General features: G+C 42.6%; 17 protein-coding genes. 10 read left to right on the top strand and 7 right to left on the bottom strand.

Translation table 11 applies throughout. The annotated features are described in order from the left end of the window. Positions 1-54 precede the first annotated feature (54 nt). From AC2SLM_RS06990 to AC2SLM_RS06965, 6 genes are all read left to right on the top strand, one after another. A complete protein-coding gene (locus AC2SLM_RS06990; protein ID WP_486552855.1) occupies positions 55-345 on the top strand; it encodes a hypothetical protein in 291 nt (96 codons plus the stop codon). A 38-nt stretch (positions 346-383) separates the two neighbouring features. After that, positions 384-950: a c-type cytochrome gene (locus tag AC2SLM_RS06985; protein ID WP_486552854.1), complete on the top strand. Its 567-nt coding sequence runs from the start codon at positions 384-386 to the stop codon at positions 948-950. Between the two features lie 186 nt (positions 951-1,136). Next, on the top strand, positions 1,137-1,811 hold the full coding sequence (locus tag AC2SLM_RS06980) for a DUF411 domain-containing protein (protein WP_486552852.1): 675 nt from the start codon (positions 1,137-1,139) through the stop codon (positions 1,809-1,811). A gap of 92 nt (positions 1,812-1,903) precedes the next feature. Beyond that, on the top strand, positions 1,904-3,577 hold the full coding sequence (locus tag AC2SLM_RS06975) for a copper resistance system multicopper oxidase (RefSeq protein WP_486552851.1): 1,674 nt from the start codon (positions 1,904-1,906) through the stop codon (positions 3,575-3,577). Positions 3,578-3,609: 32 nt separating this feature from the next. Next, entirely contained in the window at positions 3,610-4,572 is a 963-nt protein-coding gene (locus AC2SLM_RS06970) for a copper resistance protein B (protein WP_486552850.1), read from the top strand. A 102-nt stretch (positions 4,573-4,674) separates the two neighbouring features. Further along, positions 4,675-7,185, top strand: a complete 2,511-nt coding sequence (locus tag AC2SLM_RS06965) for a copper-transporting P-type ATPase (RefSeq protein ID WP_486552849.1) — start codon at positions 4,675-4,677, stop codon at positions 7,183-7,185. A 570-nt stretch (positions 7,186-7,755) separates the two neighbouring features. Here the strand turns inward: AC2SLM_RS06965 and AC2SLM_RS06960 are convergent. The 3 genes from AC2SLM_RS06960 to AC2SLM_RS06950 form a co-directional block, all read right to left on the bottom strand. Beyond that, entirely contained in the window at positions 7,756-10,566 is a 2,811-nt protein-coding gene (locus AC2SLM_RS06960; RefSeq protein WP_486552847.1) for a TonB-dependent receptor domain-containing protein, read from the bottom strand. 385 nt (positions 10,567-10,951) lie between these two features. Then, positions 10,952-12,148, bottom strand: a complete 1,197-nt coding sequence (locus AC2SLM_RS06955; protein WP_486552846.1) for a sugar transporter — start codon at positions 12,146-12,148, stop codon at positions 10,952-10,954. A gap of 201 nt (positions 12,149-12,349) precedes the next feature. Beyond that, positions 12,350-13,054 carry a fumarylacetoacetate hydrolase family protein gene (locus AC2SLM_RS06950; protein ID WP_486552845.1) on the bottom strand — a complete coding sequence of 235 codons (705 nt, stop codon included), beginning with the start codon at positions 13,052-13,054 and terminating at the stop codon, positions 12,350-12,352. A 253-nt stretch (positions 13,055-13,307) separates the two neighbouring features. On the opposite strand from AC2SLM_RS06950, the gene AC2SLM_RS06945 reads away from it, so the two are divergent. From AC2SLM_RS06945 to AC2SLM_RS06935, 3 genes are all read left to right on the top strand, one after another. Next, positions 13,308-13,610: a hypothetical protein gene (locus AC2SLM_RS06945; RefSeq protein WP_486552843.1), complete on the top strand. Its 303-nt coding sequence runs from the start codon at positions 13,308-13,310 to the stop codon at positions 13,608-13,610. Positions 13,611-13,987: 377 nt separating this feature from the next. Then, on the top strand, positions 13,988-15,976 hold the full coding sequence (locus AC2SLM_RS06940; protein ID WP_486552841.1) for a hypothetical protein: 1,989 nt from the start codon (positions 13,988-13,990) through the stop codon (positions 15,974-15,976). Between the two features lie 77 nt (positions 15,977-16,053). Next, positions 16,054-17,895 (top strand): hypothetical protein, encoded by a 1,842-nt coding sequence (locus AC2SLM_RS06935; protein WP_486552840.1) that lies wholly within the window; start codon positions 16,054-16,056, stop codon positions 17,893-17,895. Positions 17,896-18,098: 203 nt separating this feature from the next. Here the strand turns inward: AC2SLM_RS06935 and AC2SLM_RS06930 are convergent, their stop codons facing one another. Further along, positions 18,099-18,536: a cytochrome b gene (locus AC2SLM_RS06930; protein ID WP_486552838.1), complete on the bottom strand. Its 438-nt coding sequence runs from the start codon at positions 18,534-18,536 to the stop codon at positions 18,099-18,101. Positions 18,537-18,967: 431 nt separating this feature from the next. Between AC2SLM_RS06930 and AC2SLM_RS06925 the strand changes: the two genes are divergently transcribed. After that, entirely contained in the window at positions 18,968-19,342 is a 375-nt protein-coding gene (locus tag AC2SLM_RS06925; RefSeq protein ID WP_486543036.1) for a nuclear transport factor 2 family protein, read from the top strand. Between the two features lie 211 nt (positions 19,343-19,553). Here the strand turns inward: AC2SLM_RS06925 and AC2SLM_RS06920 are convergent, their stop codons facing one another. The 3 genes from AC2SLM_RS06920 to AC2SLM_RS06910 form a co-directional block, all read right to left on the bottom strand. Beyond that, positions 19,554-20,315 carry a M48 family metallopeptidase gene (locus tag AC2SLM_RS06920; protein WP_486552837.1) on the bottom strand — a complete coding sequence of 254 codons (762 nt, stop codon included), beginning with the start codon at positions 20,313-20,315 and terminating at the stop codon, positions 19,554-19,556. Between the two features lie 19 nt (positions 20,316-20,334). Beyond that, positions 20,335-23,667 carry a type I restriction endonuclease subunit R gene (locus AC2SLM_RS06915; protein WP_486552836.1) on the bottom strand — a complete coding sequence of 1,111 codons (3,333 nt, stop codon included), beginning with the start codon at positions 23,665-23,667 and terminating at the stop codon, positions 20,335-20,337. Between the two features lie 178 nt (positions 23,668-23,845). Continuing rightward, entirely contained in the window at positions 23,846-24,283 is a 438-nt protein-coding gene (locus AC2SLM_RS06910; RefSeq protein WP_486552834.1) for a hypothetical protein, read from the bottom strand. Between the last annotated feature and the right edge of the window lie 29 nt (positions 24,284-24,312).

The following is a 24,312-nucleotide window of genomic DNA, read 5'->3' as shown; positions in this document are numbered from 1 at the left end:
TTGCCACACTATTTATCGACCCGCAACAGAAACACATAACTCAAGGCGACTTAAATGAAATCTCTTAAAATTTTATTAGCGGCAACGACTGCTTTCACCATCGCAACCACTGCTATGGCGCATGATCCTAAATTGCATGCCAAAAAAGATCAGATGAACTGTGAAAAAATGGGCAAACACATGCAAATGATGAAAAACATGGACCACAGTAAAATGGATATGAATGATTCGGTAATGAAGTCTATGATGGCCAACATGAGCAAGATGAAGCAAATGTATGCCAAACACTGTGTGAGCCAAGGCGACCAGGCTGATAATGTAGATCACGCAGGCATGCAGCACTAATTAATCACCGAGCAAATACTTACAATGAGGGGTAGTAAATGAAGTTTTTGCTAGGAATGGTGAGTGGTTTATTGCTGTTGGCAGTGGGCATGGCGGTCATCGTATTCAGTGGCCGCATCAATATAGGCGCAGATCATGAGCACAGTCCGCTGGTGTATGGTGTGTTAGAAAAAGCGCGTATCCGCTCTATTGAATATGCCAGCCGTGACATTGATGTGCCAAAACTCGATGAAGCAACAAGCATCAGTGCAGGCGGTGCCGATTATAAAGACATGTGTGCTAGCTGTCATTTATCACCGGGTGTCGAGCAAACGGATTGGAGCACGGGTTTATACCCAAGACCGCCTAACTTTACAGATGCTGATGTTGTCAGCCGTTTTGCTACTGATGCAGGCGCAAGACAAGGTTTTTGGGCCATTAAGCATGGCATTATGGCTTCAGGCATGCCAGCATGGGGCGCGTCGCATGATGACAAACGAGTTTGGGATATGGTTGCTTTTATCAGAGAACTGCCAGAGCTTGATAGCAATCAATACACCATCCTGACCACTCGATTTGATGATGCGATGATGATGGATGCTTTTGACAGTGAGACGGCTCAGTGATATTTGTCAGTGCTATTTATCACCGTGCTGAATGAGTAGATGTTGAATGAGTAGATGTTGAATGAGTACCTATGACGCACATGGATAGACGACAATCGCTAGTAGGCATTATCCGTCAATAATAATGCCTATCTTTACCAGTAAGTTTTAGCAACAAGGCCAGTTATAAACTAATAAGGTGACGATATGAAACTAACAGGTCATTATTCTTCAGATTCCGATAAAAACTTAACCCATAAAACCACTCGTTGCTATCGCAAACGGGTATTTGGCAGTTCTGTGCTATTTGCCGTTGTGGCCACCTTGTCAGCGTGTAACTCGCCAAGCCAAACCGAGTCTCAGCCTATGGTTGACTCTGCTGCTAACTCAAAAACGGTAGAGGCAGAAGTCACGCCAGTTCAAGCGAACACACCATTTACTCAAACCACCAGGCACAATCAGCAAAGTACTCCACTGCTACAAAGCATCTCTGCCACTGTCTACAAAGATCCTAATTGTGGCTGTTGTACTGAGTGGATAGCCTATGCCGAAGAATCCGGTATGCATGCGTCAGTACAACACCCAGAGAATCTATCTGTATTTAAAGACCGCTATGGTGTGCCGCAGCAGATGCGCTCATGTCACACCACAGTGACCAATGACGGCTATGTGTTTGAAGGGCATATTCCAGCTAAATTTATGGCACAGTTTTTGGATAATCCACCAAGCAAAGCCATTGGTTTGGCCGTGCCGAGCATGCCGGTTGGTAGCCCTGGCATGGAATATGAGGGCAAGTTTATGCCGTACAAAGTCTTTCAATTAAACAAAGATGGCTCATATGAAGAATTTGCGGCAGTTGATACGCCCCAGCAGCAACTGTAAATCAAAAAGTACAACTTAAATGACTATCAAATAGCATAATGCATCACATTAAAAAAAATGCATTAAACCACCTTTTTGAATTAGGTTTTCTCATGAATAACATTAATAACGTCAACAGACGTAAGTTTCTCTCTGGCGCAGGACTCGTCGCAGGCTCAGCAATGATTGCACCTGTGTGGGCGGGTACTGAGTTTAAAGGTGACTATAATCCGGCTGCCAAAGAAGCGCCAATACTAACCGGCAATGAATTTGATTTGTATGTCAGCAAAATACCGGTAGTTATTAATGCGCGAAACACGACAGCGACCTTGATTAATGACTCCCTGCCTGCGCCCACTTTGAAGATGAAAGAGGGCGAGACGGTCACCATTCGTGTGCACAACGAAATGGATGAAACCACCTCAATTCATTGGCATGGGCTGATTGTGCCTTATCAAATGGATGGTGTGCCCGGCATTAGCTTTGATGGTATTCCGCCCAAAAGCACCTTTACTTATACCTTTAAATTGCAGCAATCAGGTACCTATTGGTATCACTCACATTCAGGCTTCCAAGAGCAAACCGGCATGTTTGGTGCGATTGTTATTGAACCCAAAGGCCGTGAGCGTCACCCTGTGTCAGAAGACCATGTTGTTATGTTAAGCGATTGGACATACAAAAATCCGCATACCTTGTTAAAGCTGTTAAAACAGCGCGCTGACTTTGATAACTATCATCTGCCAGATTTCAAAAAGCTATTGTCGGATATTGCTCAAACCGATTTAAAAACGGCGTTGGACAAGCGCAAGATGTGGAATCAGATGCGCATGATGCCCACAGACTTTAGTGATTTGACCGGTGAAAATACCTTTACCTATTTGATAAATGGCAGAGCCTCTGGCGATAGTTGGTATAAAAAAGTTAAGGCGGGTCAAGCGGTAAAACTAAGATTTATTAATGCGTCTGCCCAGACTATTTTTGATGTGCGTATTCCGGATCTAAAAATGACGGTAGTTGCCACCGATGGTATTGATGTCGATCCGGTATCTATTGATGATTTTCGTATCGGGGTGGCTGAAACCTTTGATGTCATTGTCAGGCAAACTCAAGATGCACACACTATTTTTGCTCAAAATGTGGACCGCACCGGTTATGTGACTGCAACCTTAGCGACCAAAGACAATACCCGTGCTGCTGTGCCGACTATGGACGGCGTAGAGTGGTTGACCATGGCGGATATGATGGGTGATATGGAAAATGGCTATCATACCAAGCACGCCCGCACCGAATATGATTTCAAAACGGATATGCGTGTCGATATGCCACGTACTAACTTAGATGATCCAGGCATTAATTTGCGTAATATTAAGCGCGATGTCTTAACCTACGATCGCTTGCGCAGCGTTGATGAACAAATTTTTGCTGAACAGCGAGCGCCGACCCGTGAAATTGAGCTGCATTTGACTGGTAATATGGAGCGTTATATTTGGGCGTTTGATGGGGTTAAGTTTGCCGATGCGACACCGGTGAATATTAGGCCGGGCGAACGTGTTCGAATCACCTTGGTGAATGACACCATGATGATGCACCCGATGCACTTGCATGGTATGTGGAGCGATATGAGAGCGGCTACCGGTGAGTTTCAGGTGCGAAAACACACCATGTTGGTTCATCCGGCACAAAAGATAAGCTTCGATGTCACAGGTGAAGCGGGCAGATGGGCGTGGCATTGTCATTTGCTGTATCACATGGAAGCTGGCATGTTCCGTGAAGTTGCCGTTATTTAATTTAAGCTTGCAAGTTTGCAAAAGGTAGATCAATGAAAATACATAACACAGGTTGTCACTATCTGGGATTGGCCTCCCTGTTGTATCTAGTGCCTTCTCTGGCGATTGCAGCAGAGCCGATGGCTACAATGAACCATGCTGATATGGATCACAGCTCGATGTCGGATATGGATCACGGTTCAATGGATATGTCGGATATGGACCACGGTTCAATGAATAATATGTCGGGCATGGATCACGGTTCGATGGACCATGACTCAATGAATATGTCGAATATGCAAGGGGGCAAAGCGCCTGCGGATGCGCGCAGCCCTGACTATTCAAACGGAATCGGCTATGGCAAATTCGGTCAACCCATGATGATGGGAGATATGCCAACGTGGGGCGTGTCTGTTTCTGACTTGGGGTATGACTTTGATGAAGACGTGGTTAACTTTGAAGCCGACGCTTGGTATGGTAGTGATGAGAAGCGTCTTCTATTTAAGAGTGAAGGCAGCTTCGATACCAAAGACGGCAATGATATTGATAGCTTAACGTCATTATCTTATTGGCAACCGACTGGCATTTTTTGGAATGTGCATACGGGTCTTGCTTATGATACTGCAGTGGATAAACCAGCAATCATGGCAGGTATTGAAGGCACAGCGCCTTATTTTATTGAAACAGATGCTGATATGTATGTGTATTCCGATGGTCAGATTAGGCTAAACGCCGGTGCGGAATATGAATGGCGTTTAAATCAACATTGGGTAGTTATTCCTGAAGCGGAAATAACGGCATTTGTTAAAGATGATGATAAGCAGCACATTGTTAGAGGGGTTAACGAATTAGAAGCCAAAGTGCGACTCACTTATGAGACACTAAACCGTCAAGTAGCGCCTTATATTGGTGTCAGTTATGAAACAGCACTGGGTGCAAACCGAGGACAGCGTAGAGCACATGATGAATCGGTGGACTCAAGTAGTGTGATAGCAGGGTTAAGTTTCTGGTTTTAATCGTTTATTTAGGTATCATCCTAAGTCTCTTTGAAAAGATAAGTCTCTTTGAGAAGAATAGCTGACAGTTTATATCTAAAACTAAAACTAAAAGGCAGTCTAATGAACCACAACCATTCAGATAAAAATCCTACGACGCATAAATCACAAGCTGACGGTATGGATAACGGTTCAGCTTCTGCCACGCCAACTGATAATAATAGATACAACCATGTACCTGAAAACTATACGGGAACGGTCTATGTGTGTCCGATGCATTCTGAAGTCAGAGATATCGAGGACAGCGGTTGTCCGATTTGCGGCATGCATCTAAAGCCTGAGCAAGAGATTAAAGCAGAAGGTGAGGCGCATGCACACGTAAACGCACAGGGTCATCATCATGGCTCAACTCACAGCAGCCATAGCACAGACAAGACAAGCAGTGATTTAAGCAGCAGTGCAATTAAAGACAGTCAGTATAATCTGGTTCCTGAAGGGTATGACGGCACTGTTTATACCTGTCCGATGCACCCACAAGTTCGAGATGTCAAAAACAGTGGCTGTCCAATATGTGGCATGGCACTAGAGCCCGAAACTGTCTCGCTAGAGGAAGAAGATACCACTGAGCTTGATAATATGACCCGCCGCTTTTGGGTATGTACCGTACTCACCATTCCGCTATTTATCATCGCTATGAGCGAGATGATCGGTATTAATCTAAATAGTTTTTTACAAAGTTATGGCATCTCTAATCAATGGTTTAATATTATTCAATTAATCCTTGCCACACCTGTTGTGATATGGGGCGCCAAACCTTTCTTTATCAGAGGTTGGCAGTCGATTAAGACCATAAAACTCAATATGTTCACCCTCATTGCCATTGGCACAGGAGCGGCCTATCTGTTTAGTATTGTCGCAACTTTCTTTCCTGATATATTTCCGCCAAGCTTCCAAAATCATTCAGGTCAAGTCGGTGTTTATTTTGAAGCGGCAGCAGTGATTACGACCTTAGTTTTGCTAGGGCAGGTATTGGAATTACGAGCACGCAGTCAAACCTCCGGCGCCATACGTTCACTGTTAGAGCTTGCGCCTCCGACTGCCAGACGTGTCGATGATCAAGGTCAAGAAGTTGAAGTGTCGCTTGAAGAGGTCAAAACAGGGGACAAACTTCGCATTAGACCCGGTGAGAAAGTACCTGTTGATGGCCGAGTCATTGATGGTGACAGCCGCGTGGATGAATCCATGGTCACTGGTGAGCCGATGCCTGTCTCAAAGTCAGTCGGTGACAGCGTGACGGGCGGCACGGTAAATGGTACAGGCACATTGCTGATTGAAGCGGTCAATGTTGGTCAAGATACTGTACTATCCAAAATTGTGCAGATGGTGAGTGAGGCGCAGCGCAGTCAAGCACCGATTCAAAAGCAAGTCGATAAGGTATCGAGCTGGTTTGTGCCGACAGTGATTGTCTCTGCGATGATTACCTTTATTGTATGGGCAATATTTGGCCCAGATCCAGCGCTGGCTTATGCGCTTGTTAATGCGATAGCGGTGCTTATCATTGCCTGTCCTTGTGCCTTAGGCTTAGCCACGCCCATGTCTATCATGGTCGGCACTGGCAAAGGTGCTCAACATGGGGTGCTGATTAAAAACGCCGAAGTATTAGAGCGTATGGAAAAGGTCGATACCATCGTTGTGGATAAAACAGGCACATTGACCGACGGTAAGCCCAAGCTAACCGCCATTGATGTCAGCTCAGGCTGGCAAGAAGATGAGGTTCTGGCCTTGGTTGCAGCTGTTGAGGCATCGAGTGAGCATCCGCTTGCTGCTGCGATTGTTAAAGCCGCCAAAGAGCGTGAACTGACTCTATCTACGGCGACAAATTTTGACTCTATTACTGGGGAAGGGGTCAAAGCGAGCGTCAACAATCACGACGTCGCTATTGGTAATGACAAACTGATGAAGCGTTTAGATAGCTATGATTCAGTGTTATCCGAGCAAGCTGATAAACGCCGATGCGATGGTGAAACGGTGATGTTTGTGGCAATTGATAAGACACCTGCCGGCCTAATTGCTGTCTCTGATCCTATCAAAGCCAGCACCAAAGATGCCATTGATTTGCTGCATGGCGAGAATCTAAAAGTCATTATGCTCACCGGTGATAATGAGGTGACCGCGCATGCTGTGGCTAAAAAACTGGGGATTGACGAGGTGCATGCAGATGTGTCGCCTGAAGATAAAAACCGCATTGTGAAGCAGCTTCAAAGCAACGGACTCACTGTCGCAATGGCTGGCGATGGCATTAATGATGCCCCAGCCTTAGCACAAGCCACGGTGGGGATTGCAATGGGTACAGGAACGGATGTAGCGATGGAAAGCGCCGGTATTACCTTGGTTAAAGGCGACTTAATGGGTATTGCTAAAGCGCATAAGCTAAGCGAAGCGACCATGAAAAACATCAGACAAAATCTATTTTTTGCCTTTATTTATAACGTTTTAGGCATCCCTGTTGCTGCGGGTCTGCTTTATCCTATCTTTGGTCTGCTATTGAGTCCAATGATTGCGGCTGCGGCTATGAGTCTGTCGTCTGTGTCAGTGATTGGTAATGCACTGAGGTTACGTAGCTTAAAGTTATAAGCGATGACCGAGCCTACCTAATGAATGATGAGCAAGGCCCTAAATTCTGCATAATCTGACTATCAGTTATCAACTTGCCTTCACTATCAACGGTGAATTTAGGAGGAATAGAGTGAAATTTTCCCATATAGTCATCAGAGCATAACGCCTGCTTCCTTTTATAGTCTTGCTCTATGTCTTCTAATGTCATGGTCGAACAACCCGTTATGCTTGCAATCATAACGCATAAAACAACAGGTGAAATCATTTTAATCATCAATAAATTCCTTATAGTCTAGGAAGTCAGGGGCCCTTAAATATTGTTCAGGCTTTGATAAATATTACTCTTGAATTTTTATCTTTTGATAACGATTATCACGAAATTATTTGAGGTACATAGGGTATAAAAAATGGTTATTATTAGCCGACAGTCTTTGAATTAATTAAGTAAAGTTGGTTATGATTACCGGTTCACATTATACCGCAGGTTTTATCGATAAATAAAAAGAGCAGCACTGATTTTATATATTTATCATATATAAAGTCCATGCCACTCTTATGACTGATTGACGCTATAAGTATGAAATTATTCTAAAACTTAACATTTAATCCTAACGTGAAGTTACGTCCCATTTGCGGAACATACGGTAGGAACGAATTATGGATATATACTTTCTCATCCAACACGTTATTAGCACGTATTGATAAGGTATAGTCAATATTACGGTAATTACTCTCATAATCGGCACCAAGATTTAATAAATTATAGCCTTCTGTTTTGTTCTCTGTAACAAATCTCGGTTTCATCAATAACGAATTATTCTCATACTGAAGCTTGTTACCGTCCTCATCATACTCCAAAGGCTTGATAGCAATGGTTGACGTAGATACTTTGTTTTGTTCAAAGACGTGACTATAATCCATATTAACTGACCATTTGTCAGTTAGGTGGTTATTGTAGCGAAAGCCTAATCTAGCAGGTGGTACACGCGGTGCATTGGTAGCAGGACGTTTTAAAATATCTGTACCAAGTTTCTTGTAAATAAAATCAACACACCAAGGCATCTCTTCAGGGTCCGACATAAGATCAGCATCGCACCATTCATAGAAGTTGATTTCAGGTGGATTCTCAACTTCAGACATCAAGATACATTCAGATATTCGACCACTTTCTTTTATCTCCTGACCGCTCAAGCCCTGACAGCTATCAGCTAATCCATATATCTCAGGGGTATCAGAGAATATATTTTTCCCAATAATAGGGTCTAATGCACCGATTTTACCGCGCACAAAATCACCAAAGAAAGTCACCTCTTGACTTGGGCTAATGCGATAGGTCAAATCGCCTTCAAGTCCGTAAAAATCAGCAGTTGTTTGATTGTAACGGCGCATATATAAGTCGCCAAATTTGGTGATATTCTCATTATAGATATAGTTATCAAAATCATTGTAATAACCACTGATATTATAATCCCAGTTATCACCAAAATATGACAATCCTAGCTCAAAGTTATTTGATCGTTCTTTCTCAAGGTTTTTGTTACCGTATTCAAATGAGTTGGTCGCCAAATGCTTACCGTTATAGTAAAGCTCCATTGGTGAGGGAATACGCTCATTATGAGATGCGGTGAAAGACAAGCGGTAATTTGAATTTAAATCCCATAATACACCACCAGCATAAGATACCGCATTTTCTTCATAGGGGCTTAAATCAGGGTGTTCAGCCTTGGTAGAGTCAAGGGCTGGGAATCCGTTTTTAAGCCATTCTAGTTTACGTTGTAATAATTCTTTGTCATATTTAACGGGTGTTTTTTGTCTTTCCCAGCGCACTGCGCCCTCAAAGGTGAAGTCGCCAATTTGATATTGCTCCAACCCAAATACACTCAAGTTTTTGTTGGTATGTGGCACAAGTAAATATCGAGGATCGGCCTTAGATGTATCACCCCAGCTGGGTAGATAAGGCACTTCGGCGCTCATATCTTGCTTTTGATATTGGAGGCCGAGCATACCTTGTAGCCCATTGATAGGCGTATGGTAGGCTTCTAATCGACTATTAAAACCTTTGTTTTTGAAAATAGCAGACGCATATCCTCTATCAAGGGTTGGATCAAATCCTTCTGAAATACCTGTGGTACGTTCGGGGTTGCCAGGGTCTTTTTCATCATGATAATAATCGGCATGAGTTAGGCTTAATTTAACTTTATCAATGCCTTTGATGGGGTCTCTTAGCTCACCACGTACATCGTAGCGATCTGAAGTCATATCTACCCAAGGGCCTTTGTGGTTATGATTATGCTCAAAGCCAAATGGATTATCAGTATTGTGTTCATGGCCATGGTCATCTGCATGGCCACCCACGTGACAGCCGTCAAAATGAGGGAAGTCGATGATGTCATCGTCATCCATTAAATGCGGATAAGCATTTAGATAATATCTGCCATGAAACCCAGTCTCTGTTGAACCTAGCCAATTGATAAAATGACCATAACAGCTGTCATAATTATGATTGTGACCGGGAATACCATAGACGTCTTCTCGGCGACTATAAGAGGTGCCAAGATAACCTTGATCTCCTATCCATGACAGACCGACGGTACCAACTTTTGATCGATTATAAGCGTCCGGTAAATAATCTAATTTCTTATCTGAATTGAATTCAGGCACTTCGTAATTATTTGCATCTCGGCTTAATCCTTCAACTCGCATGGCAATATGATCACTGAGTGCAAAGGTTGCCCCTGCTGTGGCCAATTTCTCGTTACTGTTGGTGTTATAACGGAGTAGAGCTTCTCCTTCGACCTTGTCGCTGAAATTGCCATTGGGCATCTTATCTGGAATACGCTTATCCACCACGTTGACTACGCCTGCTGATGAGGCGGTACCGTACCGTAATGTAGACGGGCCCCGCACTAGCTCGACGCGCTCGGCAAGTAAGGTATCGGTGGCAATCACGTGATCCGGCGATATATTAGACACGTCTATCACGTCTGTACCATTTTGTAAAACTTTGACTCGCACGCCGTCTTGCCCTCGAATCACAGGCGCTGATGAGCCGCCACCAAAGGGATTGCTATGAATGCCAAGCTCTTCAGACAATGCATTACCTAAAGTAGCTGAGCGCTTATTTAACTGCTCACGATTGACCACCACATCACTGGCTTTTTGAGTGTTACCGAAGGCCAATGCGCTTGGCCGGCTATGAGTATCGGCTATAACGTTTATGGTATCTAGCTGCGTGATAGGCGCTTGCTCATCTGTATTTAAATTAGCACCAGATGAAGGGTTTGAATCAGAGGGCGGGACATAATCGCTACCTATGGTATTGCTCTGAGCCTGTTGGGCGTGAGCGGTAAGAGAAAGTAGCGTTAACGAGATAGCAAGGGATAACGGATGTTTCTTCATAATTGACCAATTAGTAGACAAGTAATACAAATAAAATGCCATTCTTTAGCCCGAGCCGTGTGACCACAGAAACTAAGAATGACGATAGACAAAAACCACAGTACGGATGAACAACAATGTCAGATTAGTGACAAAGCGTAAGTTACTGTTATAAGATGTTATGTTATAATATAACAATAAAAATGAAACGCAATATTAATTTTTAATTTTTTGATACGGAAGTTAACTAAATCAGAGCTAGAGCTGAAAATCTAACAATAAAAAAGCCAGTCCTAATAAGGGCTGGCATCTAATTGTAGAAGAGAGATGTGCTGAATGGAACGCACAGGATTATTTTAATAATTGGTCATACCTATCCTGATTTTATTTTGAGTTAAAAGTTAGCTCAGAGTTTATTTGGCATAAAATACCGCTTTGACATAAATAAAATCAGCAACAGTGCTAAAAAGCTTACTGCTGCGCCCACAAAGCCAACGCTAGAAAGAGAAATATGAACCACGGCATAACCACCGATAAGTGCACCTGCACCAATACCTAGATTAATGATACCGGAGAACATCGACATCAGCATATCTTGAGCATGCACATCGACCATCAGTACTTTTGCCTGCGCGGCAATAATCAACAGCATCAATGCCGTACCCCAGATGACAGCATTTAAACTTAAAGCCCAAGGAGAGGCTATCACTGGCAGTAATGCGAGCGTAGAAATCAGCATAACAATGGCGGAGATTATCATTAACAGCGTACTGTGGCGATCCCCCCAACGGCTAAAGATGACACTGCCTAAGATACCGGCACCCCCGAATAGCAGCAGCACAAAGGTTGCAAAGTTTTCACTGATTTCGCCCACTTGACGCATAAACGGCTCGATATACGAGTAGGCGGTGTAATGCGCGGTGAAGACCAAAAATATAAACAAGTATAAGCACACCAAAAGCGGATTTTTAAGTAGCTCTGGTACTTTTCTAAATGAACCTTGAAATAAGCTGGGCAAATTAGGCAGCAGTCTGGCTTGTAGTAAAAATACGACGGACGCTATAACCCCAATAGCACCAAACGTCGCGCGCCAGCCAAACCATTGGCCTATTAAACGTCCAATCGGTACGCCTAATACCATTGCAAGCGACGTTCCTGTCGCCACAACACTAAGCGCAAAGGCCTTCTTGCCCTCAGGTGCTACCCGCAGTGCAATCGCCGCAGTAATTGACCAAAATATCGCATGCGCAAAAGCGATGCCCACACGGCTGATGAGTAAAATATTAAAGCTCCATGCCATGACAGAGAGCACGTGGCTGGCAATGAATAAAGCAAAGATACCAAGCAGCAACCGCTTACGCTCGAAGTTTTTAGTCATGAGCATCAGCGGCAAGGACATGGCCGCCACAATCCATGCGTATAAGGTCAGCATCCAGCCGGTTTCGGCCGGCGTAATCGCAAAATCTTGTGCAATATCACTGAGTAATGCCACTGGCACAAATTCGGTGGTATTCATAACAAAGGCACTCACGCCCATTAATATCACCTGAATATACTGAGTTCGGCGGGAGAGTGGCACCTCCGCCTCATTGTGATATGTCATAACGCCCCATACAAAAACGCAATAATAAGTGGCTCAAGATAACAAGTCGTTGCTAATAATTAAAGGGGTTTTTTGATACTTATTTGAGTGAAATACAGAGATAAAAAACACCAGACACAAACCGTATCTGGTATCGTTATTATTGGGAATCGGTGTGTTATTTACTCACGTTTATTGCATAATATAATTAATAAATACTGACTATGTAATATTAACCGTAATACTGCTAAGCCCATCAATATCTGCCGTCATGGTATCGCCGACATTAACCGGACCAACACCTGCCGGCGTACCCGTCATAATCAAATCTCCCGGCTTTAATTCAAAAAGCTCAGATAAGCGAGATATTACTTCCGACACACTCCAAATAAGATGTTTTAAATCACTATCCTGACGAATCTCATTGTTGACCTTTAACTGAATATGACCTGATGTTAACTCGCCAGAATCTATAATCGGTGTCAACTCGCCAATGGGGGCAGCATAATCGAAAGCCTTACCAATCTCCCATGGGCGACCTTTTTCCCGCATATTTGCCTGCAAATCACGACGAGTCATATCTAGCCCAATGGCATAGCCATAGATAGCCTTCTTTGCCTCTTCTACAGAGATATTTTTAGCACTTTGGCCTATTGCCACAACAAGCTCAGCTTCATAATGGTAGTTTTTAGTGAGTGACGGATAGGGGATGTGTATAACGCCATCTTTTGCAGCAGCAACAACAGAGTCGGCATCTCCTGGTTTACAGAAGAAAAAAGGCGGCTCACGATCAGGGTCAGACCCCATTTCGCGGGCATGCTCTGCATAATTACGCCCGACACAATAGACGCGGCGAACAGGGAAGGTGTCTTCGCTCCCTTTAACAGCTAGAGCTGCGGGTTCTGCCGGTTCGATAATATAAGCCATTAAATACTCCTTTTATTCTTAATTTAATATTAGATACATCAGCGATATAGATTGGCTAGTATAAAGCCATTCACCCAGAATACCGCACATCAAAATTATTATTGTCTTAAAATAGCCTAAGCAAAAAATCTGTTCACATAATGAAAAATTCTTTTGATACTCATCAAAACATTATAATAACTATTATTTCTATATTATTCATATGATTGTAGGTGAGCATATTTAAGATAAAATCGGCAACCGCCGTTTGGTTATGCTGATTTATATGTTTGGTATTGGTATCGGCTTTGTGTTAATGGGACTGCTCAATGAGAGCTGGCCGTTATTCATTGCCGTAGTATTTACCATCCTTTGTTCGGTATTTGTGCAAGGTGCTGAGGGTGCAACCTTTGGTATTATTCCTGCTATTAAACGCCGTTTAACCGGTCAGAATACATGCGATAGCAAGCTTAGAGTAACGAGGGGGCGGGGCAGTAACAGCACGGTTAGATTTGAAAAGTCGCATATATTCCTCCGATACATGAACACGTCATTGGTTCTTATAACATTCATTTAAAATGAATTTTTAAGATGTATATTAAATGAATCTTTTAATTAAATCGACAGCTTTTGACTCAACAATGAGTGATTTTTAGCACCAATAAGTTACTTTTTTTAATTAACTTTTATAAACCTTTGTGCTAGCAGGGTATTAGGATTTATTTCAAATAACGAGGAGTGAGGACAGGTTTGAAAAAAGGGGAGAAGTCCTTTAAAACTAGGTAACCCAAATTTTTCTACAATGTAATCTTCTGTATTTTTACTAAATAAGGTACTATCTATCATCAGTTATCTATTTGCAAAACATCATTAGATAATCACAATTCTCTAAACAGTCAATTAACTCATATTCAAGCAATCGTATATCCCCATATTAATAGGAAGCACTGTGTTATGACTCATCAAGACAAAGTATCTAAACCCATCATACCATCGTTATTTAAAATGAGTCAATCAAATAGACTGTTATCTTTAGCTCTGCATAGTGCAGTTATCGGTAGTGCGGCGCTGGCTTTGAGTGCATGTCAATCAACTCCGAATATGACCACAGCATCGCAAACATCACCAATCATCGACTTTAGTGTTGCAGATACTCAAGCCAATCGAGCACAAAGTCATCTCTTCAATACTGGAATCGACGCGAATAATGCAAATTACGAGCGTTTGTTTGACCAAGCGCAGTATCCTAATGGAGATAATCTCGCCAAGCAAAAGCTGGTGTCGGCCATACGTCAGCATTTGGCCACTGAGCATGTGGCAGTTGCAAAAGCCAAGTATCATCTGTCACCGCTGGTTAATCCCGATAGCATTGATGCAGGCTCAAGTAGCTTGTTTCAGACTGCCATTGAGGTGATTGCTTATCAAGAATCTATGAAAGAGGACGATTACGACAGCTATGACGATGAAGACTTTGAGGATTATGAAGACACAGAGGAGTATGAATACGATGAAAATGCTTATGATTGCAATAATGAAGTGTGCATAGTAGATGTTTTAGAACTTGCAGAGACTGACGATGATATAGAGCTGGCTCAGGATGAATGTAATATCTGTGATGACGACTATGAATCCTTTGATGCCTATGAAGAGGTTTATGCAGAGGAAGAGTATAACTATGAAGAAGAATATGCTTATGAAGATTTAGAGGAATATGACGACGAGTCAGATTATGATAAAGCGTTAGGTTCAATCAAAAGTGTCAAACCATCGAGCATCTTTGAAGCGTATGAAGCGGTTCAATTGGCCAAGCAAAACAATGAAAGTGCTGGAGACAGTGACAACATGGCAGGCTCAGGCATTTTAAATTTGATGCTGGGTATGATGCAAAAGACACCAGAGCAACTTGACGCTCGCAATGCCTATCAAATGCGCTATTTAACCCTTAATAGCGTCAGCCAATATCAACCAAATCAGCGACAATTCAAAAGCGTCTATAGTTATGACTATGCAGCGCCAACCGTGAGTGCCTCGTTTCAGTTGCCAGTAGCATTGGATTTTGATACAAGCCGATTAACCATTGACGCCTCAGCATTTATGCCGTTGATGGCTTGGGTTAGTCCCGAAAACACACCGCTACCAAATGAGATGGTATCGCATACAGTCGATATTGGATTGCCAGAGGTGGTCACAGAACAGATACCGTCAGCGGTTATCTATGATGCGACTATCAGTGCGGTGCAAGCCAGTCTCGCTGAGCTAGACCCTAAGCTGTTCAGCCTAATAGACATAAGCGGTGATGATTTTGCCAAGCAAGTTGGCGCAGCTCAAGGCATCAAAGTGTATTTTGGCAGTCACCAAACAGGCGAGGTGGTTGGCAAAATATTCAAGCATGTCAGCCAAAGCCTAGAGCAGCATGTTGATGCCAATCCCACTCAATATCCTGATGGTGCATTGCTCAAGAGTGCCATACGTAAAGTTCAGCTGTATAACAAGGGATATCAGAGCGATGATGTTGGCAGTCTATTGCAACTAATTGAAGCCATTATGCCCATCTCATTTAACCAAGTGAACTATTACTATTTAGACAGTGCAGGGCAATTACTGGGCAAGCAGCAACGTATCAATATGGGAAGCAACTTGGCCGATATGCAAGTGACCACGCTGAACCAGATACGTTACGACCATAAGAGCTATCAGTCACATAGCTTAAAGCCACTACTTGAACAGTTCTTTGGTGATGCAGCACCCAAGCCAATCGATGGCAATGCATGGCTCAAAAATAAAAAACAGAAGCAAGATAAAATTGATATAGCCCGTGAAGCCCGCTTTGAATACTTTAATGATGAGAACGAGAGCTTTGCGAGCTATGATATTGAGGAGTATGACCTTGAAAGCGACGACCTCCAAAGCAGCAATAATGACGATATAAGCCTTGAGTATTGAGTAGGCAATAAGCCATAACATTATTGACGACTCAAATAAAACAACTACAAAACCAAAAGTGCTATCAAGGACATCTAATGACTTCTAATAATCATTCAAAAACACGAACCAAAGCTTTTAGCCATACAACTTCAAATACCAAAGTATGGGCTACCAAAACTCTGCCTTTATCAATGACTATGTTGGCAGGCTGTTTAATACTGGCAGGTTGTCAGACAACCGCAGTCAGTCAAACCTCTAATAACACGCCAGCGATGGCTAAAAGTACGCTGCAAAAAGCACTACAAAAGCAGCGTATGAGCGCATTTAGCTATCACAGTGATGTAAAAATTAAACACAGTAAGCCGGTTAACAATGCAGGTGATGCGCCAATTACCTCAAAGTATTTGGATACGTATTGTGAAGACACTCACGACGCGTCTTATGTTGAACTACTCGAGCAGGCGGATGAACAAGGCAAGGATATCGACTCTGCCGAATTCGCCACACAGCGTAATACGATTAAGAGTGAGTACTTGGCATGTAGTGAAGCGTATGAAGCTTGGGTGGCCAACAAAGCATCTGAATATAATGATTACGAATACTATGAGTATGATGACCAAGATGATACGGAATTTGATACTGACACAGAGTTCGAGACGGACTCTGAGTTAAGTGCTGAGTTTGACAGTGAGGATGGCTATGTAATAAATGCGGATAATGCTGATGATATTGATGACGTTGAAAGTGAGCAACAGCCTGTCTCGCCTTATTATCAAGACATATTTGATAACTTTGATGACAAGCCAAAAGTTTTGGATGCCAAAAAATCAAAGCTACTCAATGAATATCTGCTAAAGCCATTGTCTATCAATGCACAAGGTAGTTATCAGCCGGCAGCAGGCAAGTTTACGATGCTAACCAGTGCGCAGTACTTCGCCCGTAATAATCGTATGACTATCAATCAGCCGATATACTTTGATGCCAGTACGGGTAGCTTGTATCTATGGGCAGATACTTTTGCGTTTATAACATCAGAATACTTAGACGAAAAACTAGGCACATCTTGGCAAAATAAATGGCTTAAGCTCACCCTAAATGACGGCACATTACCGAGCGGGTTTGGCCATTCCTTAATTAAAGCGCACTTTGAAGCGATGGATCGCATTTATGATTCAGCACCGACTGCGCAGTTTGATATGGTGCCTTCATCACAATTAACATCGGTACTGCCTAATCTCGATGAACAGCGATTTAAGCCAATGGCATCCTCTCGCCAAATCGTTCGCCGCGTGCAGACGCCGCAAGAGTTTAAGCAGTATCATCAGGATTATCTGACGACACTGTACGATATTATTGCTGCGCGATATCCGCAATTGGTTGTCGATACTGACGAAGCACAATCTGATTATTCAGCAATTGATGATCAAAGGTTTACCAGTAAGGCTTTGGTTGAGAAGTTACTCATGCAAATGAAAGCCTTGATTGATATGGAAGCCGATAGACGCGTTTACGGTGCCATGATCGGGGAAGACAGTATCGAAGATGAGACCACCCAATTAACCGGCTCAATTCAAGAGCTATACGGGCTGGATAACCGCGGTCAGATAAAATGGAAGCATACACACAATCAAACGGCCAATGTACAGTCTAATGACGGTGTGACCTTTGATTTTATGCAGCGATATGAGCCGTTGTCATCGAGCAATATAGACTTCCCAAATCTACCTAAAGACAGACAACAGCCTAATGAGAGCAACACCGTTGACGTCAGAGAATATCAGCGTGATTTAGTCGCTCGCTACAAGCAGGGCGAGGGCACTGCTATCGGAAAGTTATTGTTCCAAGGTTTCTTCGATGCTTTAACCTCATTATCTGACGCATCTGATTATGATGTTGATGAAGAGAATGATAGCGATACAGTTGATATGGATAATTAAATTGTTGTTTTTTGGCTGGCTAGAATCAACCTAATCAGTCAATAAATATCTGATTATTCAATAAAAAGTCCCGTATTAATATACTTAATACGGGGCTTTTGTTTATATTAATATGAGCTATGGCAGTGGCTATATCCACATTCTTTTAAATACGTTCACTTTGTCTTTTAGATAATGAAAGACACCACCCAATACATGAATAATTAATAACGCAAAAAAACTTTTCCCAGTGCTTCATGAATATCATAAAGGCTATCAAACACCGCTTTATTAGGGCCGAGCAGTAGTGGGAAATCTACCATTCCAAATAGTGTAACCGGATTGCCTTTAGCGTTACTAATAATCCATCCCAAAATGGATTGTAAAAAGATTAAGATAAATAATAAGATGTGAACTGCTTTTTCGATAATATACTGCCATAATTTTGGTGAATTAATCGAAGGCGGTGTCTTGCTGGTATTTAAGAGTCGCACAAACACTCGGATACAGCCAAAAATCAACAGCAACGCACCAAGCGAGACATGTAAATCCTTATAATCTGCCAAAAAATAGCAACCAATTATCAAGACTGCGACAATATGATGCAACCAAATCATCGAAGTGGGATATTTGGTGTAAGCGATGTCTTTAGTATTGCTCATTGTCGTCACTTAATCTTTGAAGGTTTATCATTTAGATACTAAGAACCTGTATTCACAAGCTATAATTGGCTCTTTTTGCCTAAAACAAGCCACTACTTTGTTAAAATTCGGCTCGAATAGAATGACTATTCAACCCAATTTTGCCTCGTATTGTCTCATTTTATTCTAAAAATAACCTAACTGTAGCTTATGAATACAGGTTCTAAAAACGTTATGAATGCTTTTATGCTTATGAGATGGGTTTATCTAATTATAGAAATGGTAGGATGGGAGTTATGAGTTAAAGAATTGGCTTCATCAATATTGACGAAATATGATATTAACAGTGCATTATGACTGTGCTGTTAATTAGAATTAAAAAAGGGCAGCTGTATATAAGAAGGCTACCAATCTGAGAATTAATACTAAATAATAGGTAAGGGGAGACACATATGAATACGGCATTACACGATAAAATTAACGAACTTGAGCAGCAGCGTTTTAATTATTTATTAAACAAACAGTATGATGAATTTGCGGCCATGTGTGACGAAGAGCTACGTTATGTGCATAGTAATGGTGCAATTGATGACCTAGGTTCTTATATAAAGCAGCTAAAGTCGGGCTTTTATGAGTATCAAGAGCTGGATTATCAGATAGGCAATGTCATCGATATGCAGGAATATGTGATGGCAACGGGCGACTTTTTTGCCAAAGTATTGGTCGATGGACAGCCGCGTACTCTAAAAAACCGCACTGTTTCTGTTTGGAAAAAACAGGGCGACCAATACAAGTTCTTTATGTATCAAGGTACGCCATTTGAATAAGTTGTTTAGATAACTTTTGATATATGGAGCACTGTTTAGGATACAAAATGACAGTGCTCTTTCATCTAGGCTGCTGATTTTAACGGACTAATCATTCTTACTTTGTTGGATGCAAAGAACAAGTCAGACAGATAATAAGTGAGGGTTAATGACAGCATCACTGAGTGTTTTAGCTTATCCACCGAAAAATCTATTGGTAATAGCTGCTCTACTACTCATTCAAATAAAACTCAGCCATACCGTCGAGCTGAGTTTTTATTTGTCTCCAGTTAGGCATGACTTGGGTAAGTAATCGCCAAAATCGCTCACTGTGGTTATGCTCTGCAATGTGACACAGTTCATGCAATATGACGTAATCAATACATTCTTTTGGCGCTTTGACCAAATGCGGATTCAGCACCAAGTTACCTTGAGCCGAGCAGCTGCCCCATTGTTTCTTCATGGGTAACAGCTTAAAGGGTGGGGGTGAGCTTACCCAGCTTGCGTTGGGTAATACAGTATTTAGACGTTCATCAAATACGACCTTCGCCTTTTGTTGATACCAGTCATTAAGCAGTGACTTTGCTTGTTTGGCACGTTCATCTGCATCATCGATAGCTTCATTAAGGGTCACTGTAAGCTTACCACGTATCAGCTTAACGTTAGGTGCCTCATCAGGATTAACAACCACTTTAAGCATATAACGGCGACCCAAATAAAATTGAGTCTCACCGCTTACATAACGTCTTGGTAGTACGTCATTAGTCTGACTTTTGAAGTCTTGTAGATGCTGCCAGATCCACCGAGCACGCTTTTGAACAGACGATTCAATATAGTCATCCGTTGTATGCGGCGGCACAATGACTTCTACGCGCTCATCAGGGTGTACCTTGATACGCAGCTTACGGGCATTGTCTTTATGTACCAAGGTATAGGCAATCTGATGCTCACCGTAATATAATATCTGAGCTTGATGATTTTTATCGTTATTCATGAGTTATCAATCGTCATCATTAGCTTCTCGATAGACCCAGACGCGCGATATTAATCACTTCATCTGCCAGCTGTTTCGCATTGTCCATTCCGATTGCTTTAAACAACATCGGAATGAGCTTTAAGCGAATGTCTTTTTCCATCTGAGCAGGATTTAATGAGTTCTCGTTAACCGCTGTATTCACCGCTTCGTCGATGTCAAAAGCGTATTTGACCATGGTTTCTTCATCAAGTCCGTTATCAGACAGATACTCGGCATCAAACAGATGTTTAAATAAACCAAAGTACGCCTGCGCATGTTTGTTGTGTTTACCCGATTCATCAACAAACCTATTAGGCACATCAGGTATATTGCGCTCTTTTACGTCTTGCTCAAAGTCCGCAAACATCATGTATTGTTTGACAGGGGCATCAAACATAGCTTTGGCTTCTTCGATAGCCTGTTTTAACAGCTTTGAGAAGTGCTCCTGAGCATAAGGGTCATCAGCCAAGTCTTGCTCAATCATTTTGGTTACACGACTGGTAATCTTATCGGTCTGGTTGCGTGCTTCAGCGTCGCTCATCTGCTCAGGTTTGATGTCTTTACCTAAGTTATTCACCAGATAAGCACCTTTTGGTTCTTTGACTTCAAGACCTGCGATATGTTTGTTAAGTAGGTTTCGGATATCCTCTTCATACTCATCAAAGTTAATGGTCTCATTGGCATCTTCACGTACTTGCCTACGTAGCTCGACAAAGGCTTTTAAGTCTTGTTTATATTTATCTCGCTTACCATCAAAAGCGGGATCTTCAAAGTAAGAGGCAGATTGCAGAGCCACTTTCATGGCATTAGAAAACTCAGTCAAAGCAGAATAAAAGTCATCACGCTTTTTAAGATTGGCATCGACAACCATACCCTCTCTTTCTTGCATTTTTGGCGATAACGACTGACGCAGTGCTTGTCCGTCTTGCTTGTTGCAGACATCAGAGAAGATGCCCCAGACCTTTTTGTGTAGCAGGGGCAGTTTCTTGTATTCGGTATCCATAGTACGATACATGCCTGCCAAATCATCAATATCAAAGCCGCCTTGGGTGCGCTCTGCCAAGTCTTGATACTTCTCAATAGTGGTATCCAGCTCTTTTAAGATACCGCGATAATCAATCAAATACCCAAACTGCTTATTTTTATGCAATCGGTTAACGCGCGCAATGGCTTGAATCAAGTTATGACTTTTTAACGGTTTATCGATATACAGCACGGTATTTTTGGGCTCATCAAAGCCAGTTAATAGCTTATCGACTACTATCATAATATCGGGACCATCGTTTTTGCCAAAGGCGTCGATAATATCTTTGGTATAGGTGGTGTCATCCATGCCGTATTTGGGCGCGACATTCTGCTGCCACCAGTTTTGGACAATATCTTTGCTTTCTGCATCGACCACTTCGTGACCTTCACGGGTGTCAGGGGGTGACATAGCGACCACAGAGGTAACCTTGCCAATCGCATCGAATGCTTGCTTGTAGCGGATAGCCGAAGCTTTAGAATCACATGCCAGCTGACCTTTTAAACCCTGCTGCTTAAAGTTTTGAAAATGGTCGGATATGTCATGCGCAATCAGTTCAATACGACCTTCAACTTGATAGACTTGACCTTTGCGAGAAAACTTACGTTTTAAGTCCGCTTTTTGATCTATGGTTAGCTTTTGGGTAATGCGGTCAAACCACTTGTCAATCGCCGCATCATTGGTATTCAGCTCAGGTATGCGCTCTTCATAGAGTAGGGGCGTCACCGTCTTGTCGGCTACCGCTTGCTGCATAGTATAGGAGTGGATAATCTTACCAAATTTGTTTTCGGTTTTATCGTCTTTGAGTAGCGGCGTACCGGTAAAGGCAACAAAAGCGGCATTAGGCAACGCTTGCTGCATACGGATGTTGTTTTCACCGTTTTGACTACGGTGACCTTCATCGACAAGTACAATAATATTTTCACTAGGGTTATAAAACTCATCATATTTGGCCGCAGCACCAAATTTATTGATAATGGAGAACACAATACGCTCGTTACTCTTACCGACTTTTTTTGCCAAGTCACGACCGGACAGCGCTTTAGCAAGGCGGCGGTCTTTGTCGCTTAGCGCCCCAGCTGAGATAAAGGTACGCGCAATTTGGTTCTCTAGATCAATACGGTCAGTCACCACAAACACTCGGCATTTAGCCAGCTCTGGCATCCAGATCAACGCTTTAGATAGGAACACCATGGTAAATGACTTACCACTGCCTGTGGTATGCCAGATAACGCCACCTTCACGGCTGCCTTTGCTGTCGATATGACTGACTCGCTTAATCAGTGCTTTAATGCCAAATACCTGCTGATAGCGCGCCACAATCTTGCCAGATTTATTATCAAATAAGGTATAAAAGCGGGTCATATCCAGCAGCCTATCAGGACGAAGTAGGCTAATAATTAACCGGTCTTGATCGGTCACTGTCAACTCACCCGCGTCAATCAGTGAATCGTACTCATGCCTATCGCTGGCTCGACGATGAGCAAACAGGGTTTGTAACCCATCCTCGTCTATACACTCATTTTTAAGACGTTGAAACTCAGTTTCACTAATCTCCTCTTCAATCCATTTCGACCAAAATTTCTCAGGGGTATGACAGGTCGCATACAAACCCTCATAGCCATTAACTACCAATAGCAATTGGCTATAAGCAAACAGATGCGGAATGTACTTTTGACCTTGATTGCGCAGATGCTGTGAGATAGCCTGTGCATTGGTAGATTGATTGGGGTGATTAGAGTCAGGGCGTTTGGCTTCTATCACCACCAGTGGCAGACCATTCACAAAGCAGACAATATCAGGTATCACATTACCGGTAGCGTCAGCGTTTTGTACCACCATCTCTTCGGTCACATGGTACGCATTGTTATTAATATCATGCCAATCAATCAACTGTATAGTAGGAGATGTGCGCTTACCCTCAATAAACTCAGTCACACTCACGCCATATAGCAGCGCATCGTATATCTTTTCATTCGCTTGTAGCAATCCTAAGTTCATCTGTGGATTAAGCTCGCTAATGATTTTATCAATGCTTTTATTTGATAAGTGATGACGCTTACCCTCAAACATAAAAGTTTGCTGACGTAAAAACTCACGCAGCACAGGCAATAGCATTACTTGGTTGGTGCTAATTGTCGTGCTGCCAGTATTGGTGCTTGTCGCTTGAGCATTTAGTTTGGACTGGCGCAGCATCAAGCACTGCTCAGGCGATAGGTAGCGATAACCCAAAGTCATTAATAGGGTTAACGCAGGAATCTTGGCGCTAAACTCCTCTTTAAAGTTAATGCTTGGGTTGGTGTGCATATCAATATCAAGTCCCGAATAAATTATCATCAATTACTAGCACTGCGCTCAACGCTGGTAGGGCTGGGTCGGTGTGCTTAGGTGTGTTATTCTTATTATCTCTAAATGAACCGCTTTAAACAATGTGTCCTTATACAAGGTGTCCCCAAGTGACGCTTTTATCGTGCGCATCAATGGCTTATCTCGACAGCCGTCTATCCAGCCAATAATAACAACCGGCACATATTACACCACTTACGACAATAACCGTCAGCAGTATAATGTCATCAACCGATACGCTGCTGCCACGTCTGCTAAACAACAGCGGCGACAGCCCATAGACAAAGCCGCTAACCAGCACAGTCACCAGACTAAGCTTGCCAAATACTTTTAGCAACGTCAGGTAAATAAAAAATGGAATATAAACCAATATATAGAAGAAATAAAATACATATAGGGTTTTGACAAAGCTGATAAGCTCTGCGCTAAAGGGCAACTCAAGGCTCTGTATCAGGCTATCAAACTGCAGACTAATGACATAAGCGATAGCGAGCACGAGCGCACCCACCAAAGGCGGTATAAAGAATTTATTAACAGTATTAACGACAGTTTTGAGACGGTTCTTTTTGGTGGGCAAGTTAGGTCATCCTTGGTTTGTTTAATGCC

The organism is Psychrobacter sp. CX16, from assembly GCF_057396245.1.
The sequence above is the reverse complement of the archived record's forward strand: the minus strand, read 5'-3'. Positions and strand labels throughout refer to the sequence as shown.